Origin of the sequence: Paenibacillus sp. HB172176, assembly GCF_011947265.1 — a bacterium.
GTDB lineage: Bacteria > Bacillota > Bacilli > Paenibacillales > Paenibacillaceae > Pristimantibacillus.
In genome coordinates, this window is sequence record NZ_JAATHD010000019.1 from 55,776 (window position 1) to 67,709 (window position 11,934).

Genomic DNA, 11,934 nt, shown 5'->3' on the forward strand with positions numbered 1-11,934 from the left:
AATAGTTGACAAGGTTGCCGATGCTCCTTCCCGTGAGAGCGGCCGTTCCAGAAGAGCCCGGCGCGAACTGCCTATGCTGTCACAGCGCATCCAGCGCCAGTATAACAGCGCCGTAGGCGGCATCCTTCTTCCCATCGATGCATTGCAGCATCGGGAATTTCTCTCTAAGCATCGTCTCGAACGCCTCGCGGATCTGTCGATTACGCTGCAGTACGCTTCCGAGCAGGGCAAGCTCGCCGTTCGCCATGTCCAGCTTCTGAACAATCGCCGCCGCGGTTTCGACAAGCGAGAAGGCGTGCTTCTCCGCTATCGCCAGTGCAGCCGCATCGCCCGCATCGCAGGCTACCGACAGCAGCGGCGCAAGCGCGGCAATATCTTTCTTGCCTCGGTTCTTATCATAGACAAAACCGACAATATCGCTAATGGTTTCAAGCTTCAGCCATTCGTAGACGAGCCCGGACAAGAGGGTGGGATTCAGTCTGCCGTCATCGGCTTTCACGACGGCGGAGAGCAGGTCGCGCCCGATGCTGTAGCCGCTGCCTTCGTCATCGATGAGATGGCCGAAGCCGCCGGCCCGGTGGGTCTTGCCGTCCGAGTTGCGACCGTAAGCGATCGAGCCTGTGCCTGCAATGAGAATCATGCCTGTCAATCCCTCATGCGCGCCGCATAACGCCGTTTCATGATCGCCGACAAGCACGAGCTTGCCCCGATATCCCGCCTCCCGCAGTCCGGAGGTAAGCCGGCCGCTTACAAGCGGATTGCTGATGCCGGCAGCGCCGATGCAGATGACCGAGCAGCCTTCATCTTCATCTGTCGCAGGAATGGTGCGAGCGCCGTCAACATGGCCAGAAGCGTCTTCATGGGCGCCTCTCTCAGTTGAGTGACGACGGCATTCATGACAAATCACCTCATAGATCTGCGCGAGCGTAGCGCGAATAGCCGCTTCCTCGCCGCCATTGTAATTGAGAGGTCCCGCGACGAATTCATGGATAACCCGTCCATATTCATCTGCAATGGCGACAGCGGTCTTTGTGCCGCCGCCGTCCAGCCCCGCAACGTAACGCATGTGGATGCACCCACTTTCTGTTTATTTTGCGCGATTCTTCGCTTGAAAATCATGTGTTTGAAGCGATATCCCTGTACACTATGAATCGACAGCTTCCTTTGCGGCCTTTAGAAGCTCGTTTTTACTTATTCGGATGTTTAACAGACATTTTGTCCGTTTAGCAGATGCCCCTTATTACCTTCTCTTACGGTCATCCGCGAGGCTGTCGATTACCTGTGGATCACCTGCTTATGGAACACCTCAGCCAGTTCCGCATTTGAAGCTGCAGCTCTGAAAATCAGCATTGCAGCCCAGCCCACAGTTAATCGACAGCCTCAATTGTGACCGTTAGGCTACACTCCGGAATTAGGGGGGCTGACCGATCTCCCCGAGCCGAGCCTCAGTACAAATGAAAAGCGCTTTTCCTCTTGGCAAATGTTCGGCTCTCTTCCGCAAAACCCGCAAGCAGGCTCTTCACATCGACCGTCACTTCCCGGTACGCGCTGTCTCCGCACAACAAATCGATGAACGGCCTGCCGCCTTCCCGAACGGGAGGGAGGAACGCGAACGCCTCGGGGAACAGCTCCTTCACGGTGAATAATAGCGTAACGCCAAGCTCGACAGGACGCAAGAGCGCTTCATCCAGCACATGGACATAGACGCCGCCGCACAGCTCTCCTTCGTGCTTGGAAAACGTCGGCTTGAAATAAACGGGGCGGAAATGCGCGCCGAGCAGCCCCTTCTTGTTCATCTCGGCAGCCAGCCGGTCCGCATCGACAAACGGCGCGCCGATGATCTCGAACGGAGCGGTCGTGCCGCGTCCTTCGGACAGGTTCGTACCCTCGAACAGGCAAGTGCCTGGATAGAGTAACGCCGTATGGTACCGAGGAATGCCCATGGATGGAGGAATCCATGCCTTCCCAGACTCAGAGAAGCGCATCTCGCGCTGCCAGCCGTCGCATTTCACGACATGTAGCTCGGCTCCCAGCCCTTGCTCCTCGTTCGCCATCGTCGCGACTTCTCCCGCAGTCAATCCGTAGCGAACGGCCAACGAGTAGTTGCCGACGAACGAGCGGAAGCCATCCTTCAGCACATTTCCCTCAACCGTCAAGCCGTCAAGCGGATTCGGCCGATCGAGCACGACGAAGGCTTTGCCCGCGGCGGCGCAGTCCTCAAGCGCGTAGAGCATCGTATAGATAAACGTATAATAGCGCGCGCCGACATCCGCGATATCGTAGACGACCATATCGACCAGATCGAGCATGTCCGGCGTCAGCCTCTTGGAATCCTTGCGATAGAGACTGTGTACAGGAACCCCCGTAGCGGGATCTTCATACGTTTCAACGAACGCTCCGGCGGCTTGATCGCCGCGAACGCCGTGCTCGGGCGAGAACAGGGCGGCAAGATGGAACTTCTCATGCAAAATATCAATCGTGGAGCGGAAGTCAGCAGACATCCCTGTCGGCGACGTAATAAGTCCAAGCCGTTTGCCGCTGAATAAAGCAGCATAATCGTCAATGCGGTCTATGCCGTAACGCAGATTCATGAACAGTGGCCTCCTATAGAAGAGGACGAGGCATGCGCGCTCGTCCTGTGTTTGTTATTAGATCAAAGCTTGCCGATTCCACTAGTACATCAGACAGAAGCTAACGAAGGTTCACAGCGTTATTCTACTCAAACCAGCCATTTTATGAATGTAACGAAGATTGATATCGCTATTGGCAGTATAGAAAGGCTTATGTTGCCTCATATCGCTAAATAAGGTTATGAATATTCGTTAGATTTCGATGGAAGCTCAAAAAGAGCAAATAACGCTATCAGCATTCGTTAGAGTTTTTTCATCATGCGGTGAAAGCTGACCGAGTGGATGCTGAGCGAATAGATGGGACGCAACTGGCAGCAACTGTGCGAGCTGAATGCCGCCGAATGTCCCGTGTGCAGTTGATACTCCCGCCCCGCTGGGTCGTGCCTGCTTCAGTTGTGCTCCTTACAGCTCCGATTGTCTCAGCTTCATGTTCTCTGGAGCGATCATGAACGTCTCGGCATATTCCTTGCGCGCCTCCAGGCCGCGAACGCGAGCGAGCGATTTGTAATAGTCCATATAGTTGAACGATTTGCTGCCTGTTACGAACCAATGGGTCGACAATGCTTCAATCCATAGATCGAACGCCTTCTGATCAAAGTCCACGTACACGTAAGGCACATAGTCGACCGCATCCTCCCAGTTCTCGCCGTAATACAGCTTGGAGGCGAAATGATGGGGAAGCTCGCGCTCAACGGAGGCGAGACCCGCGAAGAAACGGGCATCGTTCACGATGCGATGCGTCGTGGCGTGATCCTTGTGCATGCTGTTGCGATGATGCGTAATAATGATATTTGGCTTCACCTCGCGAATGACGTCGCACACGCGCAGACGAATGTCTTGATCATCCGGCACCTCGCCGTCGGGAATTTCGAAGACGCGCGCTTCGCCGCCAAGCATCCCCGCGAACGTATGCGCCTCGCGCACCTTCTGCTCGCGATACTCCGCCATGTCGCGTCCGGCGGGAACGCCGCGCTCGCCGGCCGTCAGGGCCAGCGTTGCGATCTTATCGCCTTTCAAATAGTGGCTCGCCAGCACGCCGCCGGCTACCAGCTCCACGTCTCCCACATGGGCGCCTATGCCCAGAATTGTAATCGGTTCTCTGTTGTTAGTCTCGCTCATTATTGTTCAAGCTCCCTTCTCATGATGGCGAATTGCTTCACAGTCTTGAATCCGGCTCTCTCATAAATGCGAATGGCAGGGTTGTTGCTGCCGGTATATAGACTCATATAATCCGTGCCGATCGTCTGGAATGCCTCGCACAAGCGGAAGAACAGGCTCGAACCGAGTCCATGTCCTTCATGCTCGGGATGCACCCCAATGCCGGCAAAATAACCCCGTCCGTTCGCTTGACGAATGACCGGTCCTGCAAATCCGACCGCTTGTCCGCGCAAGGCCGCAATAACGACGGGAGTGCCATTCTCGCAGCTCTCGCCGATTTCCTTCCGCCAGAGCGGATTGCCAAGAGCATCCAGCATTTCGCGTATACCGCTGTGCTTATCGCGGTCGAACAGCTCGACGGTATAACCGTCTTCCACTGCTTGCGCTTCCTTCGCCAAGATGCTCTCAGGCACTTCGAAGCTGCCGAGCTTCAAATACATTGCGTTCTCCACGGCACGCTCAGCATAGCCGGATTGCAGCAGCAACGAATGAAGGGCGCTGCCGATTGGCACGCCCGGGGCATTGTTATGCTCATGCCGGTCTGTGCCCGGAATGTACCATGGAAGCTGCATCGGATTGAAGAACAGCACATCTGCTTGCTTCTTGCCAAGCTCGCGGAAGCGCATTTCGAGCGCTGCAAGCATCGTTTTATAGCGATGCTGACTTTCAATGCTTGCATCGCCTCCATCGATCACGATGCATGTGATATAGCCGGCGATATCGCCAAGCGGCAGATCGTCGCCGGTGCATCCGCATGCAAACCCGGCAACAGCGCCGTCCTCCAGCCATACAAAGGTGTTTTTACCGTCGAAGTATGGGTTGTTAAGAAAGATGCCGGAGAAGCTCTCCGGCGTCATCTCCTTGTAGCTGTCCCGGACAGCCATTTTGTTCCATAATGCAATGACATCGTCTGCGTATCGGTTATCCCAAGCTGCAAGCATGCTGTCACTCCTTGTTTCGTTTTGCAGAGCCTTCTTTGGTGGACGCAAGCGCCTCCTTACTCACACTCTTGTCAGCCCTTCACCGCGCCGACCGTTACGCCCTCCAGGAAGTAGCGCTGCAAGCTGAAGAACAGGATGAACATCGGCAGCGCCGAGATTGTGGCTCCCGCCATCATAGGCGCGAAGTAGGTGGTGTTGGCGAAACGGAAGTTTTTCAGACCGACTTGAATCGTCTGCATATCCATTGTGTTCGTCACGAGGAACGGCCAGAAAAAGACGTTCCAGGACTCCATGAAGGTCAGAATGGCCATAACAGCCATAACCGTCTTCGAGAGCGGCATAATCAATCGGACGAAGATGCCGAACTGACTCGAGCCCTCCACCTTGGCGCTTTCGATAATTTCCTTCGGAATGGTGCTCATGAATTGTTTGGCCAGGAAGATGTTATACACATTCACAAGCGTCGGCATAATGAGCGCGCCATACGTATTCTGAACCTGGAAGATGTTCACGATCAGAATATAGAGCGGAACCTGTGTCACCTGATACGGTATCATCATGGCCGCAAGCAGCACGGCGAACAGCACATTGCGCCCACGGAACTCAATCTTGGAGAATGCATAGCCCGCCACAGTGGCGAAGATGACATTCGATACCATCAGGATGGTTGAGACAATCAGTGAATTCAGAATCCAACGGTACGAATATTCGCTGAAGTCGAAGAAGAATTTGTATGAATCGAATGAAAAGTGGGTTGGCAGGATCGAATAGCTGATCGCCCCTGCTTCTACCGGATCGCCGAAGGAAGACATGATCATGAAATAGATCGGGAATAACGTTGCGAGCGCAAACAGCAGAAGGAGGATGACGATTATGGTGTTGCGTGTGTATCTGAGCGAGCGATTTCCTAAGTGTAAGTTAAACAGTCCCAAGAGGGATCCCTCCTTCTACTTTAATATTCGATGTCTTTCCCAAGCACCTTGAACTGGAAGAAAGCGACGATGCCGATAATAAGCGCAAGCACAAGCGACTGAGCCGCAGCCTTGCCGAATTCGAAATATTTGAACGCGGTATCGAAAATCAGAAGTCCAACCATCGTTGTTGAGTGATCCGGTCCGCCGCCTGTCATCAGGTAAGCGTTCTGGAACACCTGGAAGGATCCGATCACGCCGGTTACCAACAGGAATAGCGTTGTCGGCTTCAGGCATGGGATGACGATATGCCACATTTTCTGCCAAAAGTTAGCACCGTCGATGTCTGCCGCCTCATAATAGCTGGAATCGATGCCGAGCAAAGCCGCGACATAGATAATAATGCTTGTGCCGTGGCTGGACAGCCAGGACATGAGAACGAGCGAGAACATGGAGGTGGCGCTGGTACCGAGCCAGTTCTGATTGTCGATGCCGAACAGTCCAATAATTTGATTCAAAATACCGCCGGGCATCGGATCGTAGATCCATAGCCATACAACGGATAATGCTACGCCTGACGCAACCGCAGGAAGATAGTAAACCGCCTTGAACGTGGTCTGGGCCCATTTCTGCAGGGGCATAATCAGAATCGAGATAGCAAAAGCGATAATTAATGCTACAGGTACAGTTAATACGGTGTAGACAATCGTGTTCTTGACCGATCTCCAGAATAAGTCGCTGGAGAAGATGTCCGCATAATTGTCCAGTCCAATATAGGTGGAGCCTAGTGGTTTGTATTCTTGAAAGCTGATCAGAAATGCGCTTATGACGGGGTATGCTGTGAATAAGGCGTACACAACGAGTGCGACTGCGATAAAGGCATATGCCCAAGCGCTGTCTCCTCGATTTAAGCGATTTTTGATTTTCGTTGCTCGAGCCATTACGCAAGACTCCTTTCCGCTGTCGCTTCATGAAATGTACACGGGTAGAAATGAATTCGGTATTGCCGATGTAATGTCGGATAGCCGCCCGGTTGAAGGGACGGCTATCCGATTGTAGCAGATACTCTTAGTTGCTTCTAGTGAGATTTCATCTTTGTAATTTAGTCTTGAACGACGCCGTCTTCGCCGAACATGTCGACAGCGGCTTTCTTCACGGCATCGTACATGTCTTCAGGAGAAATCTCATCGGCAAGCAAAGCTTGAAGCTTAGGAACGATAACTTCGGTCTCAAGCTTGATCGCGTCAGCGCCTTTGTCTACAGGAATGTCAGGGCGAGCTGGAGCCGCATGCTCAAGCATCTTCGCAACAGCAGCGATGTTGTAATCCGCTTGCGTAATTTCCATATCCTTGGCCGCTTCGCGAGCTGTATTCGTAATGTTCGCTACATACAAGTCGGCTGCCGTCTGAGCAGCTACTTGACCGCTGGCCAGGAAGTAAGCCGCTTTTGCAACATTCGCTTTGTGCTCGTCTGTCGGATCCTTCTTGCCGCGGAATGCGACATAACCGTCAACGACAGTGGAAGCTACCGGATCGGCTCCGGCGAAGGATGGAACAGGCAATACGATATAGTCGGCTTTGATGCTGTCCTTCACGGCGCTGCTGTCGTTCGCGTCGATCTTCGCGTTGTTCTTCTTGGCGGAATTCTCGAATACGGCAAGGCCTTTGCCCGTAATCATCGTTTGACCGGTCAAGAACATGTTCCAGCGTTTGCCGGCATCGACGGAGCTAAGCTCTTTCGGCATGGAGCCGTCGTCGATCATTTGGCGAATATCTTGAAGCACAGTCAGGTAGTTCTTGCTTGTGTAAGCATATTTCAAATCGGTCGTGAATGGAGAAGGCATGCCTGCGCTCTTCACCAGAATGTTCAGATAGTCCTTGGACGCGACGCCGGCTGTCGCGAATACGAAACCGTAACGCTTCGTTGTGTCGCCTTCCTTCACGACGCCCTTCTTGATGGCTTCGCGGAACTCGTCGTACGTCCAGCCGTTCTGTTGAATGGTCTTCCAGTCGATGCCGGCTTCCTCCAGGAACTGCTTGTTACCGCCGAGAGCGTGAACCTCCATGTAAGCAGGCAAGCCGTACAGGCCGTCGCCGTTCTTCATGTATTCAAGCGGCGCCGCGTCATAATCGGCGATCATGTCGTCGGTAAGAATGCCGTTCAGATTAAGCAGCGTGCCGGTATCGGCATATTTGGAAATGCCGTCGGAGCCGATGAAGGCGATATCCGGAGGACTTCCCGCATTCACTTGAGTATCCAGCTTCTGGGTAATATCCTCCCAGCTTGCAGGCTCGATTTTCAAAGTCAGGTTCGGATACTGCTTGTTGAAGTCCGCTTCCATCTGATCGAAGTTGTCCTGATACGTTGGAGATACCGGAGGCAATAATGCCGTGATGGTGTCTTTCGCATCGGAAGTTGCTCCGGAGCCGGCTGTGCTGGTCGGCGCGTTGGTGTTGCCGCCGTTGTTCTCATTGTTGTTGTTCGAACCGCAAGCCGTCAAGGTACCCAGGGAAAGCGACAAAGCCAATACTGTTGCAGCAACTTTTCTTCTTCTCATCATTTCGTAAGATCCTCCCTTGATTTGTAAAATTTCTATATGCTTCCGTCTGCACTTGCGACCTTATGTCACTTGGTTGCAGACGCGTATAGCCTTCTTCAAGCTTCCGCCGCAATCGGTCAACACTTTGCTGGCTGCGTCGGCTTGCAAACCGGATTTGATCATCATGATCGCTAGCTTGCAATCCATCGATGCGTCTTGGAGAGCCTTCTCCGCGGCATTCTGATCGGCGCCTGTTGTTAATTTAACCATTCGCACAGCGCGATCATACAGCTTCTTGTTGCTTGCCTTCATATCAACCATAAGATTGTTGTACGTCTTGCCCAGCTTCACCATAACGCCTGTCGTCAGCATGTTCAGCACAAGCTTCTGCGCCGTGCCCGACTTCAGCCGTGTGGAGCCTGCGATAACCTCTGGTCCGACAACGGGAGCGATCTCGATTTGGCTGACCTTCGCCAGCTTCGTCTCCTTGTTGTTCGCCACGCAGATCGTAACGGCGCCAAGCTCTCCGGCTCTGCGCAAGCCTTCAATAACGTAGGCGGCGCTGCCGCTTGCCGAAATGCCGATTACCGCGTCCTTGTTCGTAACGCCGATTCGATCGATCAAAGCCCGGCCTTCGTCTCCGTCATCCTCGCAGCCTTCGACAGCTACACGAAGCGCGATGTCTCCGCCGGCGATGTAACCCTGCACAAGCTCGGGATCCGTGCCGAAGGTCGGAGGACATTCCGATGCGTCCAGCACGCCTAGTCTACCGGATGTTCCCGCGCCGATGTAGAACATTCTGCCGCCGCTTGAAAGCACGCCATGAAGCGCTTCCACCGCCTTGGCAATGTGAGGCAATTCGGCTGCTACAGCCGCCGGAACCGTGGCATCCTCCTGATTGATCAAAGCCAGCATTTGCTCGGTAGGCAATTCATCAATCATGCTGGTTACGGGATTAATCCCTTCTGTCGTCAAGCCTGCAAGATATTCGTTCATTGTGATTCCCCTTACGTGATCATGACTTGAGCTTATTATTCGCTCGTATGATCGTTTCATTCTTGTTGCTCTGTTTCATGCGAGTTTGTTTGGACTTGCAGCTTCTTGCATGCCGCTGCTTCCAAGAGTTAAGCTCCGGAAGCGGCGCATGCTGATGAAAGTCGTGATGTCGTTGTTGCTGTATTTCTTGACTCTATCTTAAAACTTTTATTTCATGATCGTCAATACATTTTGAAATAAATATTTATAATGGCACAAAAGGTTGGCATTTTATATCACAAATTGTGTAGGTTGCACAAAGCTTGTCGGATGTAAGCGGATCCAGGCGGGGCGCGGTTTTTTAGTTGAAAGCGGAATCAGAAGCGAGCCGAATACAATGAAGAAATTGGCAAAAAATCAAGGCGAAGAAACAAGAAGTGGTGTTAGAAAGGTGCTCGAAGCGAGAGAGATGAGCTGCAGCGCAGATTTTCAGCATTGAAGGGAAGAAGGAGACTGAGAGACGTATTGTAGCGCAGATTTTCAGCATTAAGGGAAGAAGAAGACTGAGAGACGTGTTGTAGCACAGATTTTTAGCGTAGGAGAGACGAAGGAGATCAAGAGTTGGGCTGCAGCGCAGTTTTTCAGCGTTAGAGGGACTGAGGAGCGCAGGGAATAAGCGGCAGCGCTGGTATCCAACGCTGCACACCGCTTGTTGTTACTTCTTCCGCTTGTTCGCGATAATGTCGTGACTTTTCGTCAAATACTTTTTCACCTTATGATAATTGTGGCTGGCCACGCCGGCGAACAGCATGTCGATAATCGTCAGCATCGCGATCCGCGAGCCCATCGCTCCGCTGCGGAAGGAGATCTCGGGCGTCGAGACGGACAAGAGGGAGTCGGCCTGCATTGACAGCTCGCTCTTGCTGTATTTGGTAATTGCGATAATATGCGCGCCGTTCTTCTTGGCAATATCCAGCGCATCCAGGATTTCAAGCGTATTGCCCGAATTGGAGATGAAGACGGCCACATCCTCCTTGGTCAGCAAGGTGGCTGCAGTGAGTTGGCTATGTCCGTCTACGAAAGCGTGGCACATCATATTAATGCGGGTGAACTTCTGTTCGGCATCTTGAGCGACCAGCCCTGAAGCGCCAATACCGAAGAACATCATTCGTCTGCAGGCTAGCAGAGCCTGAACAGCGCCTTCAACGGCATCGCGATCGATAACGCTCAGCGTATCTTCTATTGAACGGATATTGTTGCGGCTAATATTGGCGATAATGGTTTGCAGACCGTCGCCCGGTTGAATATCCGTATACTGCTCGTCCGTCTCTTCATCCATGGAACCAAGAGACGCCGAGATGCTCACAATAAAGCTCCGGTACCCGCTGTAGCCCATCGTTTTGCAGAAACGCAGCACGGAAGCGTCGCTGGTCTTGCTCGCTTGCGCAAGATTCTTGATCGACAGATGGGGGATGTCTTCCTTATGGTTCAGAATATATTCGGCAACCAGACGTTCGACAGGCGTCAGACTGTCCTTCCTCTCGCGAATTTTAATGAGTACATTATCATTGATCGCCAATGCTTGCTCACCGTCCGTTCTATTATAATCATGATGACCGTTCACGAGTGTGATGTGGTATGATAAGTAGAAGCCTTGCTCGAATTTTATCATAGTATGACACGTTGTCCGTTACTTTTATCGATCATCTTTGTTGAAATATTATTTCAGAATATTTATAACATCTTGGAGCAAAAATTGCAACGAGAAACCCTCTAAGCTGAAAATTCTATTGGGATCATAAAGACAAGCCGCGACTGGCATACCGTATGTACGAGCGTCATATGTTGAAGAAAAAGTATGAAACGCGCTTTGCAAGTGCAAGATGGGAATAGAAGATTCGCAACCTATTAGGAGAGTGATTGAATTGATCGGAAGAAGCGGCAATCCAACCTTGAAGGACAGCACGTTCAAGCGCGCGGGGCAGCAAGCCTTGGGCGATACGATGACGATAGAAGGCACGGTGAACAAATCCTTCATTACATTAGCCATCCTGCTGGGAGGAGCGTTCGCGGCTTGGTCCATGTATGAGGACGGACGAGCGGGCATTATGGGCTATGCGGTAGGCGCGGCGATTGCGGGCTTCGTGCTTGCGCTTATTATCAGCTTCAAATCGACAACGGCACCGTTTCTCGTGCCGATCTACGCCGCAGTGGAAGGCTTCTTCCTCGGAGCATTATCGGCGAATTATGAATCGCTGTACGATGGTATTACTCTGCAAGCGGCGCTGCTCACAATGTCGGTGTTTCTGGCTCTACTGTTTGCTTACAAGACGAGGATCATTCAGGCGACCAAAAATTTTCGGATGGGCGTTTTTGCGGCGACAGCCGGAATTATGCTTATGTACTTGCTCAGCATGGTGCTCGGATTTTTCGGTATAACCGTTCCCTATCTGCATGACAATAGTTTGCTTGGGATCGGAATTTCCGTTGTCATCGTCATTGTGGCTGCGCTTAATCTGGTGCTTGACTTCGACTTTATCGAACGAGGCGCAGAGCAAGGAGCGCCGAAGCACATGGAGTGGTACGGGGCATTCGGTCTCCTGGTCACTCTCGTATGGCTGTACATCGAGATGCTTCGGCTTTTGTCCAAGATCATGAGTAGGGACTAACGGAAGAGACGAACAGAAGAGTTTGAAATTCCGGTCAGAAACGGTTCATATGAAGTCGTCTCCCAAGCTCACGTTAAAGTGAGCGGGGAGGCGGCTTTTTTTGTTGTTTTG

The 11,934-nt window shown here is 52.4% G+C and carries 10 protein-coding genes; 1 reads left to right on the forward strand and 9 read right to left on the reverse strand.

Annotated elements, in window-relative coordinates:
- Positions 1-79 precede the first annotated feature (79 nt).
- The 9 genes from HFP08_RS20875 to HFP08_RS20915 form a co-directional block, all read right to left on the reverse strand.
- On the reverse strand, positions 80-1,066 hold the full coding sequence (locus HFP08_RS20875; RefSeq protein ID WP_168122548.1) for an N-acetylglucosamine kinase: 987 nt from the start codon (positions 1,064-1,066) through the stop codon (positions 80-82).
- A gap of 379 nt (positions 1,067-1,445) precedes the next feature.
- On the reverse strand, positions 1,446-2,591 hold the full coding sequence (locus tag HFP08_RS20880) for an exo-beta-N-acetylmuramidase NamZ family protein (RefSeq protein ID WP_168122549.1): 1,146 nt from the start codon (positions 2,589-2,591) through the stop codon (positions 1,446-1,448).
- Positions 2,592-3,032: 441 nt separating this feature from the next.
- Positions 3,033-3,749 carry a PIG-L deacetylase family protein gene (locus HFP08_RS20885; RefSeq protein ID WP_168122550.1) on the reverse strand — a complete coding sequence of 239 codons (717 nt, stop codon included), beginning with the start codon at positions 3,747-3,749 and terminating at the stop codon, positions 3,033-3,035.
- Positions 3,749-4,729, reverse strand: a complete 981-nt coding sequence (locus tag HFP08_RS20890) for a GNAT family N-acetyltransferase (RefSeq protein ID WP_168122551.1) — start codon at positions 4,727-4,729, stop codon at positions 3,749-3,751. Before HFP08_RS20890 ends, HFP08_RS20885 begins: the two co-directional genes overlap by 1 nt.
- A 71-nt stretch (positions 4,730-4,800) precedes the next feature.
- The gene (locus tag HFP08_RS20895; protein ID WP_168122552.1) at positions 4,801-5,661 is read right to left on the reverse strand and encodes a carbohydrate ABC transporter permease; all 861 of its coding nucleotides are present in this window, start codon (positions 5,659-5,661) and stop codon (positions 4,801-4,803) included.
- A 20-nt stretch (positions 5,662-5,681) separates the two neighbouring features.
- Complete coding sequence (locus tag HFP08_RS20900) at positions 5,682-6,581, reverse strand: carbohydrate ABC transporter permease (protein ID WP_168122553.1); 900 nt, start codon at positions 6,579-6,581, stop codon at positions 5,682-5,684.
- Between the two features lie 161 nt (positions 6,582-6,742).
- On the reverse strand, positions 6,743-8,200 hold the full coding sequence (locus HFP08_RS20905; protein WP_168122554.1) for an ABC transporter substrate-binding protein: 1,458 nt from the start codon (positions 8,198-8,200) through the stop codon (positions 6,743-6,745).
- Between the two features lie 60 nt (positions 8,201-8,260).
- Positions 8,261-9,175 carry an N-acetylmuramic acid 6-phosphate etherase gene (gene murQ / locus HFP08_RS20910; protein ID WP_168122555.1) on the reverse strand — a complete coding sequence of 305 codons (915 nt, stop codon included), beginning with the start codon at positions 9,173-9,175 and terminating at the stop codon, positions 8,261-8,263.
- 694 nt (positions 9,176-9,869) lie between these two features.
- Positions 9,870-10,733, reverse strand: coding sequence for a MurR/RpiR family transcriptional regulator (locus tag HFP08_RS20915; RefSeq protein ID WP_168122600.1), 864 nt, complete (start codon positions 10,731-10,733; stop codon positions 9,870-9,872).
- A gap of 346 nt (positions 10,734-11,079) precedes the next feature.
- Here HFP08_RS20915 and HFP08_RS20920 point away from each other — a divergent pair, with 346 nt between their 5' ends.
- Positions 11,080-11,823, forward strand: coding sequence for a Bax inhibitor-1/YccA family protein (locus HFP08_RS20920; RefSeq protein ID WP_168122556.1), 744 nt, complete (start codon positions 11,080-11,082; stop codon positions 11,821-11,823).
- Positions 11,824-11,934: the final 111 nt, after the last annotated feature.

Bases quoted from the DNA above. Each gene is read 5' to 3' on its own strand.
- HFP08_RS20875 (WP_168122548.1), bottom strand. From the start codon at position 1,066: ATGCGTTACGTTGCGGGGCTGGACGGCGGCGGCACAAAGACCGCTGTC.
- HFP08_RS20880 (WP_168122549.1), bottom strand. From the start codon at position 2,591: ATGAATCTGCGTTACGGCATAGACCGCATTGACGATTATGCTGCTTTA.
- HFP08_RS20885 (WP_168122550.1), bottom strand. From the start codon at position 3,749: ATGAGCGAGACTAACAACAGAGAACCGATTACAATTCTGGGCATAGGC.
- HFP08_RS20890 (WP_168122551.1), bottom strand. From the start codon at position 4,729: ATGCTTGCAGCTTGGGATAACCGATACGCAGACGATGTCATTGCATTA.
- HFP08_RS20900 (WP_168122553.1), bottom strand. From the start codon at position 6,581: ATGGCTCGAGCAACGAAAATCAAAAATCGCTTAAATCGAGGAGACAGC.
- HFP08_RS20905 (WP_168122554.1), bottom strand. From the start codon at position 8,200: ATGATGAGAAGAAGAAAAGTTGCTGCAACAGTATTGGCTTTGTCGCTT.
- murQ (WP_168122555.1), bottom strand. From the start codon at position 9,175: ATGAACGAATATCTTGCAGGCTTGACGACAGAAGGGATTAATCCCGTA.